Below are 24,169 nucleotides of genomic sequence, written 5' to 3' on the forward strand. Positions count from 1 at the left end.
AAAAATATTAGCTTTCCTTTATAAAGTAACTACCTACGGCTTGCAATAAATTCATCATAGTCTCGGATATAGTCTTCTTCCTGATAAACATCGGAAGAGAGAACGAGGCATACCGCTCCAGAGGAAAAATGTTTTAGCTCTCGCCAGTAGCCATTGGGGATGAGAAGCCCTTTATTCGGAGTATTCAGGTGTATGGTAGAGGTCTCTTTACCATCATTAAGAATCACATCAAAACTGCCACTCAATGCAATGAGAAATTCCTGCTGCTCCTTGTGGGCATGCCCTCCACGCTCGGCTCCACTGGGTACATCATAGAGGAAATATACCCGCTTAAACACAAATGGGAGAATATCTTTCTCAATAACCGAGAGATTACCTCTTGGGTCTTCTATCTTCGGTAAGCTAATCATTCTAAATTTCATAATTATATTTTTGATGAGGCTTTATTTAACCTAAAAAATCGAGGCAATTTACATAAATTATCATTCTTATTGAAATAAGCTGGCTAAGTTTTCCTTTGTGATAGGAGGACTTGCCAGCGGTGCATTATTTCTTTCAGCTGAAATCGTTTTGAAGTCTCTACCGCATTCTCTGAAAAGGAATGGAGGAGCTCGGGGTGCTCTATCAGCTGGAGGATTTTTTGGGTATAGTCATCTTCATCTTCTGCTACCCATCCGTTTTTACCATTGATAACGATATCATCTGCCTCTGTTTTGTGGCAAACAACAGGAAGCCCAAGTGCCATAGCCTCTATAAAGACCATTCCAAAAGGTTCAGAATATGCCGAATGTAAGAGAAAATCCGCCTCTAAATACCTCTGCTCAATATCTCGAACAGGAGGAAAGACTTTCACCTGGTTTTCTAAGCCCAACTCAGAAATCAAAGGCATTATTGAATAGTTTCCAGTGGCTTCTCCATAGATTTCCAATTGATAATCGGGATGCTTCTGTACTACTTTTTTCCAAGAGCGTAGCATTCTTTCGTAGCCTTTTCGTGGGGTGATGAGCCCTACAGCTATTGCTTTTTTATGATGAAGAGAAGACTGGGCATCTACCAAAAAGGGAATAGGATTCGGGATTGCCAATTGCTTACTCTCAGGAACAAATCCGAGCTTAAACTGCTCTTTGAGGACAATAATCTTATCAAATTTCTTTATCTGATGCCTGATAAGCCACTGATAGATTTTATTTTTAATACCAGAATAATATGCCTGATTTAAAAACGCATCGGTAGAGGAATGGATTTCATACATCTTGATTGCTTTGGGGTACAGACAATCATAGATGAGGAAACTTTTAAGCCCGTTATCGGTAATGAAAATCGCATCTGGGTTTAAGGCTTTATTGAGCTCACGAACTTCCTTTCTGAAACCAAAAATATTGTGCAAACCGATATTTTTATACTTAGAAAAATGAATCTTTACCTTTTCAGAAAAAGAAAAAAAGGTTGTTTGGCTATCATCATTCGTAGAAAAGATATGCACCTCATAGCCCAAAGCATCAGCAAACGCATTTGCCTTTAAGGAAAGCACTCGGGAGACTCCACCAGAGTTGGTAATCCCTGTACTGATGTATAACAACCTCATCTTTTGTGTTTTTTAAATAATTCTTTCCATTCGGAAATAAAATTTTCTACGCTAAATATCTTTGCACTTTCCTTTGTATGGGCTTTTAGATACTCGTATAAGTTATGGTCTTCTGCCAGAAGATTCATTCCTTTTATAAATTCATCTTCGTTTTGGTTTTCTATGAGCAAACCATTTTCCTTATTAATGATAATCTCTGCTGGACCCGTGGGGCAATCAAACGCAATGACAGGAGTTCCCAGCATTAATGATTCTATAAGCACGGTAGGCAATCCTTCATATTTGCTGGAAAGCACGGTATATTTTGCATCAGCAATATACTGGTAGGGCTCTGGGATAAAACCTTTAAAATCCACCAAATGCTGTATTCCTAATTCATTTGCCAGCTCTTTCATCATTTGCATTTGGCTACCATTACCTATAATCATCAGCCGTATACCCTTAGATGGTAGGAGACTCTTTGCATAGCAACTGAGCAATACATCTACTTGCTTTTGATTGTCATCTGCCATTCGGGAGAGGGTAATGATATACTCACCTCTGTTATTCGAATAGTCCTTACTAAAACCTACGGGATTATAAATCGTATGAAAATCTAAACTCGGGAATTTCTTTTGTAACGACTGAGCCAATGTTTTGGATACACAGATAAAATTTCCACTGTAGAGAAACCTATTCAGCCTTTCACTCCTGAAAAGGAAGCTATCCACATCTGCCGAATGTATATAATGAAATACCTTTTGATTTCTGTAAATATACTTTGACCAGAAGAACTCCATCAAAAGATTAAGCCTGCATCTGTGGTCTATAATAAAGTCAAAATCCTCCTGCTTTAAGGATTTTGCAAACCGCATATAAGCCTTCATCTTACTCACTCCACTCAGTGCATCTATGGGGTACTGATGTAACCTGCCCGCATAATGATATCCCACCTGAGAACTCAGCACATAGAGATGAACCTCACAGCCCATCTGGTGAAAAGCAAAAGTACTGTTGGAAACGATACGCTCCAGTCCCCCTTCCGAGAACTTATAGATAACGATTGCTATTTTGTAGTTTTTATTCATTACTTTTGGGAAAATCTTTTTATGGACTTGCCTCTTGTTTCCATTGTTTGCAACTGCTACAACCACGCTCCGTATGTTTTGGAAGCCATACAGTCCGTACAACAGCAGACTTACAAAAATATAGAATTAATTGTTCTGGACAATGGCAGTACAGACGATTCCCTCCATATTATTCGAGACTATTTAAAAGACTTCCCAGAGGTCAGATTCATTCATCTCAATGAGCCCCTCCCCCTCCCCAAAGCATTCAATACAATGTTTAAATATACCAATGGAGATTTTCTCATCGATCTTTCTGCGGATGATGTACTCCTGACCGACTGCGTTCAAAAGCAGGTAGATTTCTTCCAAAAACAGGATGATAGCACGGGCATCGTTTTCGGAAATGCCTACCTTATCGATGAAAATGGACAAAACCCCACGCCTTTTTTTGATGTAGATAATGAAGGAAAGGTGCTCGACAGCCGTCTCCACAGCTTTGATTACTATCTGATGCTCCACAGCGGAAAGACCTTCTGCTCGGTGAGTGCTATGATGCGCCGCACCCACTTCATCGCCCTCAATGGCTACGATGAAAGCCTCTTCTTTGAAGATTTAGACTACTGGTACCGCCTCTCGAGACGCTTCAGAATACGGTTTATCGATGATTTCTTGGTAAAAAAACGCCAGCTCAACCACTCGCTCGGCGCCCAGATTGATGCCAAAGGAAAACACACCCACCTCCTCAACCTCTCCTTGATAAAAATCTACCGCTCTGCCATCTCCTACAACTCCCCAAAAGAGAACAAAGCCCTCCTCCAAAGGATACATTACAGTATGAGCGTCTGCTTTCAGCACCGCCTCTGGGCAGACCTCCTCCGCTTTACTTACCTAAAATTCCTCTGCCAAGTCCATTGCCTTTTTAGGTAAAGGTCTTTATATTTTATTTAATGGAATAAATAACCCAAAAGGAGAGGTATTTCAGAGGAGTTTTAGGAAGTCAGCCTCTACGGTTTGGTAGTTGGGGGGAAGCTCTGGGGAAATCCAGAAAAGCATTGCGAGGGTTTGGCTGCCGAATTTCTGTGCAAAGGCTTCTTTATGGTGGCGATAGACCGCTCGCAGGAGGCGCTTGGCCCTGTTTCGGTCTATGGAGCGTTTGAAGAGTTTTTTAGAGGCAGAGACCCCTACTTTGGGCTTTTGTACCTCATCGGAGGAGGTGAAAACAAGCCTTACGGCACCTGCCGTACGCCATTTCCCCTTTTTAAAAAGAAGGGCGAAGTCTTTATCTTGTTTCAGTTTTTCCGAGCGAGGGTAGGCGTACTTTTTCAATCTTCAATTTTTAAAATATGGTTGATGGCTTCAGCAGCGGCATAAAGCCCAAAAATGGCAGGCATAAAGCTCATTGTGCCGTAGAATGATTTTTTAAACTGCGAGCCATCGGTCATTTTAAGGCTATCCTCCGCCTGAATCTCATTAGAGAACACACAGCGGAAACCTTTGTTTATATTTTCCTTTCTGAGCCTTTTGCGAATCTGCTTGGCAAGGAAGCAATTATTCGTCTTGCTGATGTCTCTCACCATTACCATAGACGGATCGGTCTTGCCGCCTGCACCCATAGCACTTACGAGTTTTATCTTTCGTTTTCGGGCAGCTTTTATGAGCTCAATCTTGGGCGAAACACTGTCGATACAATCCAGAATATAATCAAAATCTTGCCCATCGAGCAGGGGCTCCATATTTTCAGGATTGAGGAACTGATGAAGAGCCGTAAGCTGAAGATAAGGGTTGATATCCAAAAGCCTCTGGGAGATGACCTCCGTTTTTGCTTTTCCAATGGTGGAATGCAGGGCGGGTAGCTGCCGATTAATATTCGTAATATCCACTGTATCGCCATCTACGATGGTCATTTTGCCTACGCCTGCTCTTGCAATAAATTCGGCTGCAAAGCCTCCTACCCCACCGAGCCCAACGACTAAAATATTCGCATTCTGAAGCCTCTCTACACCAGTTTTTTTTATGAGAAGCTCGGTTCTTTCAAGCCAGTTCGCCATCATTTATAAATTCATCAATCTCGATTAAGGTTTCCAGTCCACCACAGCGCGAACAAAGGCTTCGGCGTTTTCCAGAGGGATATTCGGCAGGATTCCGTGCCCGAGATTTGCGATGTATTTGTCTTTTCCAAAGCGATGAATCATCTCGCCTACCATTCGCTTAATTACCTCTGGTGATGAATGCAGTCGGGCAGGGTCAAAATTCCCTTGCAGGGTAATTCTGTTCTGAGTAAAATGCCTCGCAAGCTCTGGACTCACCGTCCAATCTACTCCCAAAGCCGATGCTTTACTAAGAGACATCTCCTCTAAAGCATACCAACAGCCCTTAGCAAAAACTACAGTGTGGGTAACCTTAGACAGCTCCTCTACGATCTGATGGATATACTTCCAAGAAAATTCTCTATAATCTTCTGGGGAAAGCATACCGCCCCAAGAATCAAAAATCTGAACCGCAGAAACTCCTTTTTCTACCTTTCTTTTGAGATAGGCGATGGTGGTATCTGTAATCTTCTGCAAGAGCTGATGAGCAACTTCTGGCTGCTGAAAACAAAAAGACTTAGCGATATCAAATGCCTTTGAACCTTTTCCCTCTACGCAGTAGCAGAGAATCGTCCAAGGAGAACCGGCAAAACCTATAAGCGGAATATCATTATTCAGCATTTGGAGGCTGAGCTCTATGGCATCAAATACATAGCCTAAGGTTTCATCTACTTGGGGAAGTTTAATGGCATCTACCTGTGCTTGCGTTCGGATAGGGGTTTCAAGCCAGGGACCTATACCTTCCTTCATTTTGAAATCTATACCCATCGCCTGCGGTACTACAAGGATATCTGAGAATAAAATTGCAGCGTCTAACGGAAATCGTCTAATGGGTTGTACGGTAATCTCGGCTGCTAATTCTGGAGTTTGGCACCGAGTGAAGAAGTCATATTTATCTCTTAGAGCAATAAATTCTGGGAGATATCTCCCTGCCTGTCTCATCATCCAAACGGGAGGCCTTTCTACCGTTTCACCTTTTAAAGCTCTTAAATATAAGTCGTTTTTAATCATAATTATTCTATACTCACAAACTTAGAATTCGGTATTCTTTATGGAATGAAAAATCCCATCTAAGTTTGCCTCATTATTGGTTATTATATTCTTGATATTGTATTTTTTGAGTTCGTCTTCAGTAGTTCGCCCAATAGCAAAGACTTTTGCTTGTCCTATATCATTATTTGTTAGAACACTCCGAACGCCACTTGGGCTAAAAAAGACGATGCCGTCATAGTTTTCATTAATTTCTGGATAGAAAAGTTCGGTATCATACACCACTATCCTTCTATAACTAATATTTTGCAATGGGAGCTTGTTATTAAACAGATCCAAAGCCAGATTACCACAAAAATGAATGTAGCACTCTTCATTGGCTTTATTGATAATAAAATCTATAAGCACATAGGCATAAGAAAAGACCTTATAAGTATTTACTCCATACTTCCTAAGCTCTCTTTTGGTTTTAATACCTACGGCATAGACCCTATTAAAGCACAGCCTGTTGGTAAAATCCTGATTAAGAACAAAACCATTTTCAAAGAATGATTTTACGCCATTTACACTGGTAAAGATGATGGATTTCCCCCGTACATTAAAGGGTTTTACTTTCCTGTTTTTAATTCGGATAGCCTCTATATATTCACAATAAAACGAGCCTCCAAGTATATTGGAAACTAATTGTTCGTCTATTTTCTTTGTGAATAGAATTTTCTTCATCTATAATTTGAGGCTTTTCATTATTTCTTCTCCTCCTTGCCTTAAAACCTGCTCGGCTAATATTTTACCATATTTTTGATTAACGCTAAAACTGAATTTTTCGTTTATTTCAATACATTTTTTTCCATCAAGGGAGCATAATCTGCCTTTAAATACCATCTCACTGCCCTGTATATCGGCAATAGCACCGATGGGAGCCGTACAGCCACCTTCCAATGTTTGGAGAAAATCTCGCTCTACCTCTACACAATACTGGGTATTAAGATGATTGATTTCTTTCACTCGATTATTTACCTCATCATTATCTCCATCTCTCCCGACTACCACTACCACCCCCTGAGAAGGTGCAGAAATCATAAATGGAAGCTCTTCATAGGTTATATTGAGGTTTAAGCGCTTAATTCCCGCCAATGAAAACAGGGTAGCATCTGCCAAGCCATCTTCTATTTTTTGGAGGCGGGTATTTACATTTCCTCTGATATCTACAAAACTCGTATTGGGGAATTGCTTTGCCCAAAAAGCTCTTCTTCTCAGGCTACTGGTAGCGATTTTCAAATCTTGAAGCGGCTTATCTTTAGCTGCCGTACTGCGCACCAATACATCTTGAGGAAAATCTCTTTCCAAATATGCCAATACTTTTATCCCTTCTGGAAGCTGAGTAGGCACATCTTTAAGTGAATGTACTGCAATATCAATCTCTTTATTGAGAAGTGCCAGGTCTAAATCTTTGGTAAAAACCCCTGTAATCCCCATAGAATAGAGAGGCTGAGAGAGGTTTTTATCTCCTGTGGATATGATGGGGAATACCTCTGTACTTAGGTTCAAGGCTTGTAATCTACGCTCTACTTCGCGGGCTTGCCATAGTGCTAATGGCGAATGACGAGTCCCTATTTTAATGCTTCTCATTAAACTCCTTATTGGGTTGTTCTACTAAAATCTCGTGCATCATTTTACTTACTTCCTCCGCTTTCCAAGGGTGGTCTATAATATATTTTGCAAAACGATTGGTTATTTTCTGTATTATTTTCTCCGAAAGCTCCATATCATCTATATTCACATATCTGTGTTTTTTATGGATATTATGCATTTCGTTTCTCTCCATATTTTTGAGTACGGCTTTGAAGTGATGAATCTTCGGAGCCATTTTTCTGGTCTTCTCCCATTCAAAAAAATCCTTCATCATCAGTTTAATGATTTGCTCTGCTTTGGGGATTTCCTTTCTCCTCTGCTCCATTGTCTCCTGTATCTGTACCGAGAGCTGATCTACATCTATCAAGGTGATATTCGGGTTTTCCAGAACGGTTTTATCCACATTATTCGGGATAGAAAGGTCTATAATAAGGGTTTTCTTTCCATTATTTGGGAAATGTTCTTTATTGATAATAGGTGTTTTGGCTCCTGTAGCTACGATGAGTATATCGGTTTGGGGTAGTTCATCATTCAGGCGCTCATAAGGGATGCTCGGGATATGATATTTCTCTGCGATTTTCTCTGCCTTCTCACTGCTGCGGTTGGCGATTTTAATCTTAGGCTGATAGATGTGCTTAATGAGATTATCCACCGTATTCTGACCAATCTCTCCCACTCCGAGCAGGAGGATATTCTTCTCCGAGACATTCTGCTGATGGTTCAAAATATAATGCACCGCCGCATACGAGACCGATGCTGCACCATTTGAGATTCCTGTTTCATTTTTTATTCGTTTGGAAATCTGAATTGCCGAATTAATCGCTCTTTCAAGGTAAGGATTAGAATTTTTTTTCTCTCTTTTGAATCGGTTATACGCATTTTTTATCTGCCCAATAATCTCAAAATCGCCAATAATCTGGCTTTCTAATCCACCCGCCACTCGGAAGAGGTGGTTCAGGGCATCTTCCCTGTTGAGCACCGTAGCGAAGCGCATAAAATCGAGCAAATGCACCCCTATTAGCTTACAATATTCCTCCACGATGAAGATATAGTTGAGCGTAGTGGTATAGATTTCGGTTCGGTTACAGGTAGAAACCACAAAAGCATCTCCCAGCTGTTTCTCGCTTATCCTTCGTACAAATTCCTTTACATTTTCATCAAAAAAAGCAAACTTCCCGCGCGTTTCGGCATCTGCTTTTTCATAGCTAATGCTCAGCACAGAAAAGTTTGAGGTCTTGTGTATGTCCAGATTTTGCTTCATTGCGTGCAAATTTACTTCTTTTTTGGGGACATAATCTCTTTAATCAATAAAAATGAGACTTCACCCTCTTCTTTATATTATTATAGCAAACTCTCCCCAAGAATAGATAATGACCCTCCTATTGCATAAAAAAAGTCTAAAACCTGATGATTTTAGACTTTGGTGGGTTCTAAGGGATTCGAACCCCTGACCCTCTGGGTGTAAACCAGATGCTCTGAACCAGCTGAGCTAAGAACCCTTGCTCGGTGGGCGGTGAGGGATTCGAACCCCCGACCCTCTGGGTGTAAACCAGATGCTCTGAACCAACTGAGCTAACCGCCCTCTCGTTTTGAGTGGTGCAAATATACAGTTTTTTATTTACCCTCCAAATTTTCTTTTAAAAAATCTCCAACCACAAAATTACTCCCTCCTATAAAGATCATTTCGTCTTTTTTGCAGGATTTTAATGCAGCTGTATATCCATCATTTACAGCATCGAATAGGTGATAAGAGATTTGCTGAGCCTTCAATAAATCTTCGTATTCTTTTGGATTTCTCCCCCGCTCTACCGATGGTTTCACGAAATAATAACACGCATTTTTCGGGAGAATGGAGAGGACTTTATCTATTTTCTTATCATTTACAAAGCCTAAAATGATGTGCTTAAAGACAGGCATTGAACAAAGCTGGGAAAAAACCTCCTCTAATCCCGCTTGGTTATGCCCCGTATCACAAATGGTGAGTGGCGCACGAGAGAACTTATACCAGCGACCGATAAAACCTGTATTCTTCTGTACATTCATTAGCCCAGCAGCGATATCCTCTTCGGTGATGATGATGCCCAAATCCTTTAAAACATCGATAAGAGACAAGACTACACGGATATTTTTCTGCTGATACCTTCCCTTTAAATCGGTGGTAAAAGGAGAATCCCGCTCTGTAGCATCAATGAATGGGCTTCTGTTTTCATCTGCTATTTTTCTGATGATTTCCTTTACAATGGCATCATCACTGCCGCAAACGATAGGAATATCGGGCTTTATAATTCCTGCTTTCTCTTGTGCTATTTGCTCCAGAGTCTCGCCCAAGATATCCTGATGGTCAAGGGATATATTGGTAATAGCGGAGAGCATCGGGAGGATGATATTAGTAGAATCCAGACGACCACCAAGCCCCACTTCTATAATGGCAAAATCTACCTGATTCTTGTAGAAATAATCAAACGCCATAATAGTAGTATATTCAAAAAAAGAGGGCTTAATGTCTTCTGGAAGACATTTTAACTTTTGTATAAAATCAAATACAAAATCCTTATCACAGTTTTTACCATTAATTTTTATCCGCTCTGTAAAATCAATGAGATGAGGGGAAGTAAATAAGCCCACTTTATAGCCCGACTGCTGCAAGACGGAGGCGAGCATATTACTGGTAGAGCCTTTACCATTGGTACCCCCTATGTGGATGGTCTTTATCTTTTCTTGTGGATTTCCAAAGAAATCGCAGAGCCTACGAATGTTTTCCAAGCCTGGTTTATATGCTTTTTTACCATTAATTTGATAATTGGGTGCTTGCACAAAGAGCCAGTCTATTGCCTCCTGATAGTCTTTTTCGTTCATAGAAAGATTTTGCCAAAGATACACATTTGGCAGCCAGCCTGCGAAACATAAAAACAAAGGAATCATTCAGTGCGAACAATTCCTTTACAAATAAATATTGGTTGTAAAAAAGTATTATCTATGAAAATATCTTCTATTTTAATTGGTATTTATTGATAAAATCGGTATAACTTACAAGGGCAACCTTTATCTCTGTCTGATATTCTTGTTCTGTAATTTCTTTATTTTTAAAGAGCTTTATAATATAGGCAATCATCTTTTTCATCATTTCTTCTGCCTGCTCTATACAATTCATCCTCTCATAAATATGAATAATATTCTTAAATGAAGAAACCAGCAGACTCATAAAAGACACCTTTATACTCCTGCACGCATAAGTATGCAAATTCAGAACCTCAGCACGGTACAAGGCTTCCTTATAAAATTCCAAGGCTTCTTTATAGTTTCCTGATTTCATCAGTTTATCCCCAGATTTTGTTTTCAGTTCCCAAGCCTCTTTGATGTGCAAAATGCAAGAACTACTCATCTATTAAAGATTTTAGTGATTAATAAAGCGTTTTCAGCATTAATTGACCTTGCAAATATAAAAAGTTAGATTAAACTAACAAATTTTATGAGAAATTTTAACAATTGGACAAAAACTTCTCTTATGACAAAATAAAAAAGGGCTATAAAAAGCCCTTTAAGAAGATTTATACTTTTTCTTTTATTCTAAATGCAATGGCATAAACCAGTATAAAAAAGAAAGAGATAATACTTGTAATACATACATTAATAAGTATATCTACCGCTCTTGAAAGTTTAAAATACTCGAGGAACTGCACAATAAACTGATGCAGAAAAACACTCATCAATATAAAAAAGATGAATTGCGACCACTGTATAGACTGGAAAGAGAAGAAATCAGTATCCGAATCTGTAGAAGTACGGAAAATAATCGTTCTAAAATAGGCGATAAGAGTAGTTGCAAAGGCATTTACTCCCCAAGTGCCAATATTGGCATCTATTACAAATCCCAAAAGAAAACTGAGCAAAAGAAAGATATATTTATTTCTAAAAAAAGGATAAAACATAACAAACATAGGATACATTACAGGAGTATACTCTCCGAGAATATTAACTCTGCTCAGTACCACTACCTGAAAAACAGCAAGCACAGAAATGAAAATTATATCTGAAAAAATATTTCTGGTTATCATATCCTTTTATTCTGCTTTTTGGTGTTTCATTAAACTATCCTGTATAGGCTTCATCTCCTCTCTTTTCAGGTTTTTTACTATAAATACCTTGCTGAGTTTTCCTATTTTCTCGCTTAGCTCCACCGAAATATCCCAAAATCCAGTTTTATTATCTACTTCAAAACCCGCAACGGTTCCAATCATTTTTCCTTGTGGAAATATTGCCGATTTACCATCGGTTACTACGGTATCTCCAACTTTTAAGGATACATACTTAGGGATATCAGCAAGGTGCATCAGCCGAGAGTCTTCCCCATTCCAAGTGAGCGTGCCGAAATATCCTGAGTTTTTCAGTGAAGCATTGATTTTTATCTTATCTACACTTAAAACCGACTGAGCAAGGGAATAATGAGCCGTTGTATTCACCACAATACCCACAACTCCATTAGGAGAAATCACGCCCATATCATCTTCCACCCCATCTTTACTCCCTCGGTTGATGGTAAAATAATTATTTTTCCTATTGATACTGTTATTAATAACATCTCCATCTATAATGGTAAACATCTGCTTCCCCTGAGTGGAGTCTGCTATTACTCGTGGTTTTGATGAAGATGAGTATTCCCTTCCATAGAGCTGCTCCATCAGTTCTTTATTCTGTTTTATGAGCTCTTCATTGGCTTGTTTGAGTTTTAGATAAGACGCTCCCTCATCTATATACCCAGCTATCCAAGCATTAAAAGCCGCGGACTGAGCAGCAATCCACGACCTTTGCATTGTATTCATACAAAACATCAAACTAAGGGAGATGATTTGCAGAAACAGAAAGAATAAAAACAGGCTGTTCTTTGAAAAGAACCTTAGTAATATGCCCATAAAATTCTATACTGAAATTTTGTTTAACCTATAAGGAAATTAAATTTATCCATATTCTTAAGAGCAATGCCTGTACCCCTTACTACGGCTCTTAGAGGGTCTTCTGCTACAAATACTGGCAGTCCTGTTTTCTTATGAAGCCTATCTGCCAAGCCTCTGAGCAAAGCCCCTCCTCCTGCAAGGTAGATTCCTGTTTTCCAAATATCTGCTGCCAATTCTGGTGGGGTCATAGAGAGGGTTTCCATCACAGCATCTTCTATTCTTATAATGGATTTATCCAGAGCTCTTGCAATTTCTCTGTAATTAATCATTATTTCTTTTGGCTTGCCTGTAATAAGGTCTCGTCCTTGCACACTGATATCTTCTAATTCTACATCCAAATCTTCGGTAGCCGAGCCTGCTTCTATCTTAATCCTCTCCGCAGTTTTCTCACCGATATAGAGATTATGATGAGTTCTTAGATAGTATGCAATATCGTTATTGAATACATCTCCTGCGATTTTGACAGACTTATCACACACAATACCACCGAGGGAGACCACTGCAATCTCGGTAGTACCACCACCTATATCTACAATCATATTCCCTTCCGGTTTCTGTACATCTATCCCCACACCTATTGCTGCCGCCATAGGCTCGTAGATAAGGCGTACCTCTTTAGCATTTACCTTTTGAGCAGAATCTTTCACCGCTCTTTTTTCTACTTCTGTAATGCCTGATGGTATACAAATTACAATTTTAAGTGCAGGCTGAAAGAGCTTACCTTTCACAGCTGGAATTTGCTTTATAAACTCACGAATCATATGCTCAGATGCCTGAAAATCTGCGATAACTCCATCTTTCAGTGGTCTAATAGTTTTTATATCCTCGTGGGTTTTCCCCTGCATATGTTTTGCTGGCTCTCCCACAGCTATTGGTTTACCTGTATTACGGTCAATAGCCACTATGGAAGGTTGGTCTATAACGATTTTATTATTGTGGATAATCAGTGTGTTTGCTGTTCCTAAGTCTATTGCAATTTCTTGCGTAAATACATCAAATAACCCCATTTCTCTTTTCTAATTTTTTTAAGATGACAAAGATATAAATTTAAGTGCATTTTAGATATTAGAGCCTACAAAAAATTTGGTTAAATTTTTATTAAACCTACACTAAATGCTATTGAAAATAACTTTTGTTTCTAATAACTATCAAAACTTTGTTTTATTGTTAATCTACATCAGTTTTGATTTTTAAAAAGATTAAAACGCGATGAATCAGACCAAGCCTTTATTTTAAGCAAATATTTCCTGTTTTATTTAATAAAAGTCCCACCCGTCAGGGTATACCAGCTGGCGTATTTTATGTAGCTATCAGCAATGCGGTGGATTTCGTTTTCGAGGAGCTCAGCATTGATGTCTTTTATTTTTTTTGCGGGTATCCCGCCCCATACTTCGCCTGATTTTATGTGGGTACCTTTGGTAACTACGGAGCCTGCACCTACGATGGATTTCTCTTCTATAATGCAGTCATCCATCACGATTGCCCCCATTCCGATGAGGACATTGTCTTTTATTGTACAGCCGTGTACTATGGCATTATGCCCGATGGATACATTATTCCCAATGCTTAGTGGAGACTTCTGATAGGTGCAGTGGAGCATTACATTATCCTGAATATTTACTTTGCTCCCGATTTTGATGGAATGTACATCGCCACGGATAACGGCATTAAACCACACGCTACAGTTTTCTCCCATTTGTACATCACCAATTACGGTTGCCGTCTCTGCGAGGTAAGTCCCTTTGCCTATCACAGGGCTTTTGCCTAAAACATCTTTTATAAGTGCCATATTTTACAGGTATTTTGAATTTGTTAGATAAATGATTTATCAAGGCTTAAAATCTACCGAACCTAAAATCTAAATTGATAAAGTCTTATGATTCCTTAGCATAAATCTAATAAGTAATCCTTATTTTTGCCCCTCAAAATTAATAATAAAATGCTGAATGTACATATAGAACCTACGGAAAATGCGAATGTAACAAAGTTCGTGGTAGATTATACCCTTATCCCCGGTGGTTTGGAACTGCACAGAGATTCCGACATATCAGAAATACCGCTCGCACAAGAGCTTTTTAAATATCCTTTTATCTCATCAATATTCATCACTGCTAATTTTATTGCAGTAGAGAAAGCCGATAGCGTAGATTGGGAGAGCGTAGCCGAAAGCCTGAGAGAAGTAATACAAGACGAGCTGCTCGCAAACCCAAGAATCTACCGACAAACGAAGAGAAAGGAGCTGTTCCCAATCTATGCAGAGATGACACCCAACCCCAATGTAATGAAATTCGTCTCTCCTAAGCTCATCCTCGATGGGTTTATAGAAGTAAAAGTAGAGAACCGCACGCCAGATGTACCCCTTGCCGAAGCCATCTATAATGAGTTTGATTTCGTTACTCAAGTTTTCGTTTCCGATAATTTTGTGGCAGTTACCCGAAACAGCAGCGTAGAGTGGCACGAAGTGATGAATGCCGTACGAAGCGTCATCGCAGAATACTTGCAAGACGGTGGTAAAGTAACCCATATTGAACCTCAAAAGCACGAAAGCCCAGTAGAGAAAATCATCGAGAGAGACTATACCGAAAAGGAACAGCAAATCGCAGATGTACTCGCTCAGTATGTGGCTCCAGCAGTGGAAAACGACGGAGGGAAAATCTCCCTTATAGATTACGATGAAGAAAATAAAGTAGCTAAAATGCTCCTACAAGGTGCTTGCTCGGGCTGCCCAAGTTCGAGAATTACCCTGAAAAATGGGATAGAAAACATTTTGAAACAATTCCTACCAGACTTAGTAGAAGTAGTAGAAGCCGTAAACGGATAATAAAATTAATAACCAATACATTACCGACAGGTTTAAATAAAATAATGAGAAGAGGTATTCTACTGGTAAATTTAGGCTCCCCAAAATCTACTTCGATAGAAGATGTAAAGGAGTATCTGGACGAATTTCTGATGGATGAAAGAGTCATAGATTACAGATGGTTCTTTCGTTATCTTTTGGTTCGTGGGATTATCTTAAAGACCCGTCCTGCAAAATCCGCAGAGGCATACAAAACCATCTGGACAAGCGAAGGCTCTCCACTTATCGTCTATACCGAAAAAATAAAAACCAAACTTCAGCAAAAGGTAGATATGCCCGTAGAAATAGGGATGAGATATGCCGAGCCCAGCATAGAAACAGGGCTTAGAAAACTCGCCGAGCAAGGTGTAACCGAAGTTATCCTCTTCCCCCTCTATCCACAGTATGCTATGAGTACTACAGAGACCGTTATTGCTAAAGCCGAGGAAGTAAGAAAATTAAAATTCCCTAATCTCAGTATTAAATATGTCGGTTCTTTCTATCAACAGGAGCTCTATTTAGACTGCCTTGCACAGAGCATTAAAGAAAAACTCCCCGAAGATTTTGATACCCTCCTCTTCTCCTACCACGGCGTTCCAGAGCGGCACCTTCCAAAAGTTGATAAAAAAATAACCTCGCTTATTCCCAACTGGGGTGAAGACCAAGGCAAACCTCTGTATGAAATTGATTACAAACAACAATGTCTTAACACTACCGCAGCCATTGCTTCTCGTCTCAATTTAGATGGAAAGGCTCAGACCAGCTTCCAATCCCGCCTTGGAAAAGATAAATGGATAGAGCCCTATACCGATGCTACCCTTCAAAACCTCCCCAAGCAGGGTAAAAAGAAATTGGTTATTTGCTGCCCTGCATTTGTCTCCGACTGCCTTGAAACCCTCGAAGAAATCTCAGTAGAAGCCCGCTCAATCTTTCTAAATGCAGGAGGAGAAACCTTTCACTACATCCCCTGCCTCAATGATGAAGACCGCTGGATAGATGTTATTAAAGCCTTAGTAAGTGAATCCACTGAAGTAGGAAACCATCAGGAATTATTTTAGTAGATTTTGAAAAGGGATTTATTGGGTGAGGGAAGAAAAATTTAAAATTTTTTCTTCTTACAGTTTATTTAATCATTCAATCTACGATAACAATTTTGATTAGGTAAGTCTACCCCAAAATATCCGACACAAAATTCAAATACACCAACCTTCTTCCAAATATAACCTAAGCCATTACTTTCCGTATCCTGCAAAAGTTCAGGATACATAACCAGGTCTCTATCCAGATTGAGAAAGTATGGAGATTTAAACTCTATTACATCTTCCCTTACACTCCACTCTCCCCTTATTTCAATTACACGCTCTTTACTTTTATTATAAACCGTTCTGTAATATTTGTTATTCTTTTTTAGGTGTATGGTATCAAATGTATTCCTATAGTTTACAGGTGTATAAACTCCTATTAAGTCCTTTTCTGAGTAGCTTCTACACGAAATAAATAATAAAATCATCAGACAAAATACTATTACTCTCTTCATATCATCAGTATTTCAAAACATTAATATAGTTTTAATACACCTCTAACTGCTAAACAACCATCATAAATACTATTAATAAAATCAGTGGTTGCCATAAGTTAATCGCTATAAATGATATATGCTTCTCATTTTTTAATTCTTAATCTAATATAAATCCACAGAAAAACTGTGGATTTTATTGCTGAAAAATTTAATCATTCAACTTCAATACCGCCATAAATGCAGATTGTGGTACTTCTACACGACCAATTTGCTTCATTTTCTTTTTACCTTCTTTCTGCTTTTCGAGGAGTTTTCTCTTTCGGGAAATATCACCACCGTAGCATTTCGCCGTTACATCTTTTCTTAGGGCTTTTATGGTTTCTCGAGCGATGACTTTCGTACCCAAAGCTGCCTGTACGGCAATATCAAACTGCTGTCTTGGGATGAGCTCTCGGAGTTTTTCGCACATCTTTTTTCCAATCGTATAAGCATTTGTATCGTGGATGAGGGAGGAAAGTGCATCTACCATATCGCCATTAATAAGGATATCCATCTTCACTAATTTCGATGGGCGGAAACCGATGGGATGATAATCAAACGATGCATAACCTTTGGAGATGGATTTCAGCCTGTCGTAGAAATCAAACACCACTTCGGAAAGCGGCATATTAAAGATAAGCTCCACACGATCGGAAGTGAGGTAGCTTTGATTAACAATCTCTCCTCTTTTCTCAATACAAAGGGTCATTACTGGACCTACAAAGTCGGATTTTGTAATGATTGATGCTTTTATATACGGCTCTTCTACCCTGTCCATCGTCGTTGGATCCATCATCTCCGAAGGATTATTGATGAGGATAGGCACATCGGGCTCTTTCTTAGTATATCCGTGGTAAGACACATTGGGAACGGTAGTAATGACATTCATTCCAAACTCTCGGTCTAGCCTCTCTTGCACGATTTCCATATGCAACATCCCGAGGAAGCCACAACGGAAACCAAAACCAAGGGCTGCCGAGCTCTCCGCCTCGAAAACAAGGGAAGCATCATTCAGCCTCAGCTTTTCTAACGATGCACGAAGCTCCTCAAAGTCTTCGGACTCTATCGGATATATCCCCGCGAAAACCATTGGCTTCACTTCTTCAAAACCTTCTATTGGGCTTGGTGCAGGGTTCTCAGCAGAGGTAATGGTATCTCCCACTTTCACCTCTCGGGCATCTTTTATTCCAGAGATAATGTAGCCCACATCTCCGCATTTAATCTCCTGCTTAGCGACTTGTTTTAGCTTGAGTGTGCCAACTTCATCGGCATCATAGGTGCGGTCAGTTGCCATAAATTTCACTTTCTGACCCTTTTTAATACTGCCATTTACCACCTTAAAATAAGCCTCAATCCCTCTAAACGGATTAAAAACAGAGTCAAAAATCAGCGCTTGAAGCGGTGCCTCAGGGTTGCCCTCTGGTGCTGGGATTCTTTCTACAATCTGCTCTAGGAGCTTACGAACACCTTCACCTGTTTTGCCAGAAACGCGTAAAACATCTTCGGGCTTACAGCCAAGGAGGTTGACAATATCATCTGTAACTTCCTCGGGATTAGCCGAAGGAAGGTCTATTTTATTAAGAATAGGAATAATTTCAAGGTTATTTTCCAAAGCGAGATAAAGGTTAGAAATTGTCTGCGCCTGTATGCTCTGCGCTGCATCTACGATGAGCAAAGCCCCCTCGCAAGCCGCTATGGATCGGGAAACTTCATAAGAAAAATCCACATGCCCAGGGGTATCAATCAGGTTGAGGACATATTTCTCGCCCTTGTACTCATAGTCCATCTGTATGGCGTGAGATTTAATGGTAATCCCTCGTTCTTTCTCCAAGTCCATATCATCCAAAGTCTGGGCTTGCAATTCTCTTTGGGTAACGGTATTGGTGTATTCTAAAAGTCTATCTGCCAGGGTAGATTTCCCGTGGTCAATATGTGCAATAATGCAAAAATTCCTAATGTTTTTCATCTTCAAAATCAGTGGTTGCAAAGATAGTTTTTTTCATAGAATATGGGGAGGTTAAGGAGTATTATACGAGCTATTAAGCAAAATAATAAAATAATAGAGTACCAGTTCTAAAACTGATACTCTATTGAATAAAAGCGCCTTTTGCTGGGCTCGAACCAGCGACCCTCTGATTAACAGTCAGATGCTCTAACCGACTGAGCTAAAAAGGCTACTGTGTTGTTTTCAGTGGTGCAAATGTAAAAACATTATCTATATCTACCAAATTTTAGCTCCACTTTTTTGAAAATATTTTTCTATAGTTTTCCTAATATTAATTTAAGTATATCATTCCCAAATACTAAAACCATTAAGCCTAATAGAAAAATAACCCCAATTGTTTGTGCATTCTCTAATACCTTTTGTGGTACGGGCTTTCCAGTAAGTATTTCCCAAAGGGTGAAGAGTACATGCCCACCGTCTAAGCCTGGGATGGGTATCAGGTTGAGGAATGCCAGCCATACGGAGAACATTGCCGTGAAGCTCCAGAAAATCTCCCAATTGATACTCAAATTTCCTTCTTTGTCTTTGTCTACATTCATCTGATTGATGATGGCAATAGGTCCACCTACATTTTTATAACCTTGAGTCTTAGAGTTGAAGATAATCTTAAACTGCTTTACCTGCATTGTAAGTGCAGAAATCGTTCGGTTAAAGCCTACAGGAACGGATTCTAAGAACGAATACTCCTGCCGAGTTATCACATCCACCTCTGGTATGATATCGATAATCCCTTCCTTACTTACAGGGATATTCAGGGTTTCTGTCGTATTATTTCTTTTAATTTCTACGCTTACGGTTTTGCCTTTATTGGCTCTTATAATGCTTTCAACATCATTAAAAAACGGCGTTTCCTTAGCATTTACAGAGAGGATGAGGTCTCCTTTTTTTAGCCCCGCTTTTGCGGCGTTTCCAATTGCAGAATCTACTACTGGGAGTATTCTCGGGGAGAGATATGCCTGCACTTCTCGGGAACGGATGACCTCCGCAACGCCTTCTTCATTTATGGGGAAGGTCTGCTCTTTACCGTCTCTAAGCACAGTTACTTCATTGCTAAACAAGATATTGATAGCCGCTACTCCGAATCTTTTTTCCTGCTTCCCGTCTATGCTAATGATTTTATCACCCTCTTTAAAGCCCATTTTTTCAGCTGCTTTGGAGGCTGCAATCCCATTATCAAACTTACTGATATCTATATATTTCTCTCCTTTATAGAACGCCAATGCAGAGTAGATAAACCAAGCGAGGAAGAAATTAACCGTAACCCCACCGAGCATTATAATCAGCCTTTGCCAAGCGGGTTTGGAGCGAAATTCCCAGTCTTGAGCGGGCTTTTTCAGCTGCTCGAGGTCCATAGACTCATCTACCATCCCTGCGATTTTCACATAGCCGCCCATAGGTAGCCATCCGATGCCGTATTTCGTGCTTTCTGGGTGCTTGCGCCAGTCATTATCATCTAATTCCGCTATATTAATAGGCACTTCTTTTTTCTCTCCATTTACTTTAATAATCTTTGTATCTGGCTGATTTTTAGAAAAGAATTTAAACTGCCATTTTCCATTAATCTTCTTCATTGCGAAGATAGAGAACCACGCATCAAAGAAGAGGAAGAATTTTTCTGCCCTTGTTTTGAACCACTTTGCAGGGAGGAAGTGCCCCAGCTCGTGGAGGAGGACTAAAATTGAGATTGAAAGTACAAATTGAAAGATTTTCAGTGCTAATTCCATTGAATATTTTTTAATAAAACCGCACAAAAGTACAAATATTTCCTGGGCCAGTGAACGGTATAGTGCCTTTTTTAAAACTTATTAAGAGTATTACCTTTTTATCCAACTTTTTTCAGACTCGAAGAAAAACAGGGAAGCTCCTATTAATATAGTCTTCTAAATAAATCCTCTCTTGGGGAGTTGGTTTTATTTTGCTACTTTCGTGCGGCGAATACGATTGGGAGCATTCGCTTTTGTACTTATGAATTTTGAAGATATTTTTTTAGCTCCGCCAAGCATTAAAACCGAGAAATGGCAGCTCGGAAGCAAGATAAGCCACACGATTGAGGAGGGAGGAATCGCTCTAATCTTCGTCTCAGACCATAGAGGTGGGGGCGGTAGCGCAGAGGTGCGCCCCTATAACCTGATGAGGGAGCACCTGTACAGGCTCTCGGGCTATGATTTTGAAGTGCCTATCTGCGATTTGGGCGAGCTGATTTCTGGGAAAGCACCACAAGATACCCACTATATTTTGCAGGAAATCCTAAGCCTCTGCCATAGAAAAAAGACCCTCCCTGTGGTGATTGGGGGGAGTATTGACCTTACCCATTCGCTATTTTCAGCGCTTAATTTACAAGGTAGAGACATTGATTATGCTCAAATTTCCAATATATTACATCTTGATGAAGGCGGAAACGAGCTCACTGAATTCAATTTCTTAAACAAAATCCTGACGGAGAAAAGCTCAATGCTCAGGAGCTTCCACCTGCTGGGCTATCAGAAACATTTAAACGATGTAGAGGCATTGAAACTCATCAATGATATTCAGTTTGACCTCCTTCGCCTTTCGGAAATGATGAATATCACCGAAAGAGCAGAACCCTTCCTAAGGAGAGCCAATCTGGTGAGCCTCAATTGCAATGCAGTGGAAAGCTTTGCTGGTGGATTCTCTACCCAACCTCAGATTAATGGGCTGAACAGGCGAGAAATCTGTGCCTATATGAAAGAAATAGGCTTGGGTGAGAATTTAGCCTCTTTCGGACTGTTTAATTTTAATATTCAGTCGAAAAATTTGCTCAATCATCAGCTTCTGGCTCAAATGATTTGGTACCTGATAGAAGGGGTAAATATCCAGAAAACCCACCCCAAAGAACGAAGCTATGAGACCTTCCTCGTGATGATAGATGACACCGAATGGAGCTTTAAAAAAGATAGCTTTAGCGGGCTGTGGTACTTCGGTACTGGCGATAATCCCAAAAACTGGACGCCCTGCGCCCCCCAAGACTACGAAAATGCAAAACGAGGGATTCTTAATAAAAGGTTTAGGTAGCCATCCTAAATCTTTCCCCTACTAAAACAGCTCCTTTGCAATTTTGTAAATATTATCACTCTTGCCCATAGAATAGAAATGCAAAACGGGCACTCCGAAATCTAAAAGCTCCTTGCACTGATGCACCGCCCAGTCTATCCCCACTTGGCGCACAGCATTATTATCACTGCATTTTGCAACTTCATTTATCAGAGGCTCTGGCAGGTCGATCTTAAACGCTTGCGGGAGGAGCTGGAGGTGTTTTTTAGTGGAGACAGGCTTTATGCCAGGAATAATCGGGACGGTGATTCCCATCTCTCTTGCTTTTTTAACAAAATCAAAGTATTTCTGATTATCAAAAAACATCTGGGTTACAATATAATCTGCCCCCATATCTACTTTCTTTTTGAGCATTTGAAGGTCGTAATTGATAGACGGTGCTTCTATATGCTTCTCTGGATAACCCGCCACACCGATACAGAAATCGGTAGCACAGCCTTTATAGCCCGTATCTTCATTGAGATATCTACCGCACCTGAGGGCATCGATCTGCTCAACGAGCTCCGAAGCATAAGAATGCCCACCTAATGCGGGTTTGAAGTATTTTTCACCTTTCATTGCATCCCCCCTTAGAGCAACCACATTCTGAATCCCAAGATACATACAGTCTATAAGGAGATATTCGGTTTCCTCCTTGGTATAGCCTCCACAGAGCAGATGAGGAACGGTATCTACGCTATATTTATACTGAATGGCAGCACAAATCCCCAAAGTACCAGGTCTCATTCTGGTAACCTTTCTCTCTACCAACCCATTCTCCCGCTCAAGGAATATATACTCCTCCCGAGAGGTGGTAACATCTATAAACGGCGGCTTGAACTCCATAAGAGGGTCTATATTCTTATACAAATCCGAAATGCCTACTCCCTTCTGAGGAGGAACAATCTCAAATGAGAAAAGCGTTTTGCCATCAGCATTCTGTATATGCTCTGTAATCTTCATTTTAATATCATTAAGCCTACAAATATAAATTCTGCCCCATCAAAAACAAAATCCCCCTCACGAAACGCAAGGGAGACTTCTATTTTCATTATCTTCTTAATTGTGAATATTAGAAAGGATATTCAAATATTTTTGATTCGTGAAGGTAAGGGTTCCCCTCAGGAATGAGTTTCAGTTTAGAGAGTGCAGACATTACCGTTAAGACGAATAAGCCTCCTACAAATAATACAGCACCTATTTCTAATAGACCGATACCCCAGAAAATACCTACTGTACCCGGCATTACCATATTAAAGTAATCCATCCAGTGCCCGATAAGGATAAACACCGCCATTAGAACCATTACCCAAGCTCTTCTCTTGATGCTTGAACTTACCATTACTGCTAATGGAATAGCAAAGTTGAAAATCAGCATCGGAAGGAATGTTTGGCTGTAATGCTCGAATCTTCCAAAGAAGTAGTTGGATTCCTCAGGTATATTCGCATACCAGTAAAGCATATATTGACAGAACCAAGTATAAGTCCAAAGCATAGCCGTAGCGAAGAGGAATTTACCTAAATCGTGCAAGTGGTTATCATTAAACTGTGGTAAGAAACCTGCTTTATTGAGATAAACACTTATTATCAGGATAACTGCAACAGCAGAAGTAAGGCAGCTTACCATAGAATACCAGATGTACATTGTAGAGTACCAGTGAGGGTCAATAGACATCAACCAGTCCCAAGCCCAAAATGCAGATGCAAAACCGAAGAAAGCGATATAACCTACATTCCAGCTATACATTTTGCTGTAATCTTTTCTGTCCTTAGTTTGATCTAATTTCTTAGAGAGAGATTTCAATTTCCAAAGGAAGAAGATAGACCCGAAAACATATACTATATTTCTGAAAACATAAAGTGGAATATTGAGGAATATCTTTTTCTCAAAAATAATAGAGTCAAAGTGATCGGATTCTGGATCTACAAGACTTGGATCCATCCAATGGAACATATGTGCATTATGAGTAATGTTCAGTACCATTATAAGGAGTAAAAGTGCCCCTCCATAAGGAATGAAAGAAGAAACCGCTTCCATTACTCTAAGTACAATAATTGGCCAACCTGCGTGTGCTACATTCTGAATAGCATAGAAAAACAAAGCACAAGCACTCAAACCAAAAAGGAATACCGCAACAGTGTGAAGCGCTGCCCAAGGACGGTTATGCACCTGATGATGCGCAAGATCCATATGAGCATCGTGCCCTTTATCCGCGTGGTCTTTTGTATTCTTATCAATTGTTTTTTCGTGGGAATGAGTAGGAGCATTATGACCGCTCTTGTGAGAATCTGCCATCATCTGCTCTATCTGAGCATCATCAATCTTATGATTCATCATATAGCCTGCACCAAAGAGCACAAGCCCCGCTACTAAAAGTACAATTGAAAATAATCTTAATTTAGATGAAAAAGTATACATAT

24 protein-coding genes and 3 tRNA genes are annotated in these 24,169 nt (G+C 39.8%); 4 read left to right on the forward strand and 23 right to left on the reverse strand.

Annotation, left to right across the window (positions count from 1 at the left end; translation table 11 throughout):
* Positions 1-29: 29 nt before the first annotated feature.
* The 3 genes from D8991_RS08360 to D8991_RS08370 all read right to left on the reverse strand — a co-directional run bounded on the left by D8991_RS08360 (position 30) and on the right by D8991_RS08370 (position 2,652).
* The gene (locus D8991_RS08360) at positions 30-422 is read right to left on the reverse strand and encodes a sugar 3,4-ketoisomerase (RefSeq protein ID WP_120489767.1); all 393 of its coding nucleotides are present in this window, start codon (positions 420-422) and stop codon (positions 30-32) included.
* A gap of 83 nt (positions 423-505) precedes the next feature.
* Complete coding sequence (locus D8991_RS08365; protein ID WP_120489768.1) at positions 506-1,585, reverse strand: glycosyltransferase; 1,080 nt, start codon at positions 1,583-1,585, stop codon at positions 506-508.
* Positions 1,582-2,652: a glycosyltransferase gene (locus D8991_RS08370; protein ID WP_162926763.1), complete on the reverse strand. Its 1,071-nt coding sequence runs from the start codon at positions 2,650-2,652 to the stop codon at positions 1,582-1,584. The genes D8991_RS08365 and D8991_RS08370 overlap by 4 nt, the downstream gene beginning before the upstream one ends.
* A gap of 21 nt (positions 2,653-2,673) precedes the next feature.
* On the opposite strand from D8991_RS08370, the gene D8991_RS08375 reads away from it, so the two are divergent.
* Positions 2,674-3,561: a glycosyltransferase family 2 protein gene (locus tag D8991_RS08375; protein ID WP_162926764.1), complete on the forward strand. Its 888-nt coding sequence runs from the start codon at positions 2,674-2,676 to the stop codon at positions 3,559-3,561.
* A gap of 51 nt (positions 3,562-3,612) precedes the next feature.
* Here the strand turns inward: D8991_RS08375 and rnpA are convergent, their stop codons facing one another.
* The 14 genes from rnpA to D8991_RS08445 form a co-directional block, all read right to left on the reverse strand.
* Positions 3,613-3,960, reverse strand: coding sequence for a ribonuclease P protein component (gene rnpA, locus D8991_RS08380; protein WP_120489770.1), 348 nt, complete (start codon positions 3,958-3,960; stop codon positions 3,613-3,615).
* A complete protein-coding gene (locus D8991_RS08385; RefSeq protein ID WP_120489771.1) occupies positions 3,957-4,685 on the reverse strand; it encodes a tRNA threonylcarbamoyladenosine dehydratase in 729 nt (242 codons plus the stop codon). Before D8991_RS08385 ends, rnpA begins: the two co-directional genes overlap by 4 nt.
* Positions 4,686-4,706: 21 nt before the next feature.
* Entirely contained in the window at positions 4,707-5,732 is a 1,026-nt protein-coding gene (hemE, locus tag D8991_RS08390; protein WP_120489772.1) for a uroporphyrinogen decarboxylase, read from the reverse strand.
* A 21-nt stretch (positions 5,733-5,753) separates the two neighbouring features.
* Complete coding sequence (locus D8991_RS08395; RefSeq protein WP_120489773.1) at positions 5,754-6,434, reverse strand: uroporphyrinogen-III synthase; 681 nt, start codon at positions 6,432-6,434, stop codon at positions 5,754-5,756.
* Positions 6,435-7,340 (reverse strand): hydroxymethylbilane synthase, encoded by a 906-nt coding sequence (gene hemC / locus D8991_RS08400; RefSeq protein WP_120489774.1) that lies wholly within the window; start codon positions 7,338-7,340, stop codon positions 6,435-6,437.
* Positions 7,327-8,604 (reverse strand): glutamyl-tRNA reductase, encoded by a 1,278-nt coding sequence (gene hemA, locus D8991_RS08405; RefSeq protein ID WP_120489775.1) that lies wholly within the window; start codon positions 8,602-8,604, stop codon positions 7,327-7,329. The genes hemC and hemA overlap by 14 nt, the downstream gene beginning before the upstream one ends.
* A 160-nt stretch (positions 8,605-8,764) precedes the next feature.
* Positions 8,765-8,842 (reverse strand) — tRNA-Val (locus tag D8991_RS08410).
* Between the two features lie 8 nt (positions 8,843-8,850).
* Positions 8,851-8,925 (reverse strand) — tRNA-Val (locus D8991_RS08415).
* A gap of 32 nt (positions 8,926-8,957) precedes the next feature.
* Positions 8,958-10,199: a bifunctional folylpolyglutamate synthase/dihydrofolate synthase gene (locus D8991_RS08420; RefSeq protein WP_120489854.1), complete on the reverse strand. Its 1,242-nt coding sequence runs from the start codon at positions 10,197-10,199 to the stop codon at positions 8,958-8,960.
* A gap of 133 nt (positions 10,200-10,332) precedes the next feature.
* Positions 10,333-10,725, reverse strand: a complete 393-nt coding sequence (locus D8991_RS08425; protein WP_160224146.1) for a tetratricopeptide repeat protein — start codon at positions 10,723-10,725, stop codon at positions 10,333-10,335.
* A gap of 166 nt (positions 10,726-10,891) precedes the next feature.
* On the reverse strand, positions 10,892-11,398 hold the full coding sequence (locus D8991_RS08430; protein ID WP_120489777.1) for a rod shape-determining protein MreD: 507 nt from the start codon (positions 11,396-11,398) through the stop codon (positions 10,892-10,894).
* A gap of 6 nt (positions 11,399-11,404) precedes the next feature.
* Complete coding sequence (mreC, locus tag D8991_RS08435; RefSeq protein ID WP_120489778.1) at positions 11,405-12,253, reverse strand: rod shape-determining protein MreC; 849 nt, start codon at positions 12,251-12,253, stop codon at positions 11,405-11,407.
* A gap of 23 nt (positions 12,254-12,276) precedes the next feature.
* A complete protein-coding gene (locus tag D8991_RS08440; protein ID WP_120489779.1) occupies positions 12,277-13,302 on the reverse strand; it encodes a rod shape-determining protein in 1,026 nt (341 codons plus the stop codon).
* Positions 13,303-13,547: 245 nt separating this feature from the next.
* Positions 13,548-14,084, reverse strand: coding sequence for a gamma carbonic anhydrase family protein (locus D8991_RS08445; RefSeq protein WP_120489780.1), 537 nt, complete (start codon positions 14,082-14,084; stop codon positions 13,548-13,550).
* Between the two features lie 150 nt (positions 14,085-14,234).
* Here D8991_RS08445 and D8991_RS08450 point away from each other — a divergent pair, with 150 nt between their 5' ends.
* On the forward strand, positions 14,235-15,116 hold the full coding sequence (locus tag D8991_RS08450; RefSeq protein WP_120489781.1) for a NifU family protein: 882 nt from the start codon (positions 14,235-14,237) through the stop codon (positions 15,114-15,116).
* Positions 15,117-15,157: 41 nt separating this feature from the next.
* Positions 15,158-16,192, forward strand: coding sequence for a ferrochelatase (gene hemH / locus D8991_RS08455; protein WP_120489855.1), 1,035 nt, complete (start codon positions 15,158-15,160; stop codon positions 16,190-16,192).
* A 68-nt stretch (positions 16,193-16,260) separates the two neighbouring features.
* Here hemH and D8991_RS08460 read toward each other — a convergent pair whose 3' ends face one another.
* The 4 genes from D8991_RS08460 to rseP form a co-directional block, all read right to left on the reverse strand.
* Positions 16,261-16,671, reverse strand: coding sequence for a hypothetical protein (locus tag D8991_RS08460; protein WP_160224143.1), 411 nt, complete (start codon positions 16,669-16,671; stop codon positions 16,261-16,263).
* Between the two features lie 190 nt (positions 16,672-16,861).
* Entirely contained in the window at positions 16,862-18,658 is a 1,797-nt protein-coding gene (gene lepA / locus D8991_RS08465; protein WP_120489783.1) for a translation elongation factor 4, read from the reverse strand.
* A gap of 135 nt (positions 18,659-18,793) precedes the next feature.
* Positions 18,794-18,867 (reverse strand) — tRNA-Asn (locus D8991_RS08470).
* An 84-nt stretch (positions 18,868-18,951) separates the two neighbouring features.
* Positions 18,952-20,421 (reverse strand): RIP metalloprotease RseP, encoded by a 1,470-nt coding sequence (gene rseP, locus D8991_RS08475; protein WP_120489784.1) that lies wholly within the window; start codon positions 20,419-20,421, stop codon positions 18,952-18,954.
* Positions 20,422-20,662: 241 nt separating this feature from the next.
* On the opposite strand from rseP, the gene D8991_RS08480 reads away from it, so the two are divergent.
* Positions 20,663-21,730, forward strand: coding sequence for an arginase family protein (locus tag D8991_RS08480; RefSeq protein WP_120489785.1), 1,068 nt, complete (start codon positions 20,663-20,665; stop codon positions 21,728-21,730).
* A gap of 21 nt (positions 21,731-21,751) precedes the next feature.
* On the opposite strand, the gene metF is transcribed toward D8991_RS08480, so the two are convergent.
* Both metF and D8991_RS08490 read right to left on the reverse strand, forming a co-directional pair.
* A complete protein-coding gene (gene metF / locus D8991_RS08485) occupies positions 21,752-22,711 on the reverse strand; it encodes a methylenetetrahydrofolate reductase [NAD(P)H] (RefSeq protein ID WP_120489786.1) in 960 nt (319 codons plus the stop codon).
* Positions 22,712-22,820: 109 nt separating this feature from the next.
* Entirely contained in the window at positions 22,821-24,167 is a 1,347-nt protein-coding gene (locus tag D8991_RS08490) for a quinol:cytochrome C oxidoreductase (protein WP_120489787.1), read from the reverse strand.
* Positions 24,168-24,169 lie beyond the last annotated feature (2 nt).

Source organism: Bergeyella cardium (genome assembly GCF_003614945.1).
In the GTDB taxonomy this organism is placed as follows: Bacteria; Bacteroidota; Bacteroidia; order Flavobacteriales; family Weeksellaceae; genus Bergeyella_A; species Bergeyella_A cardium.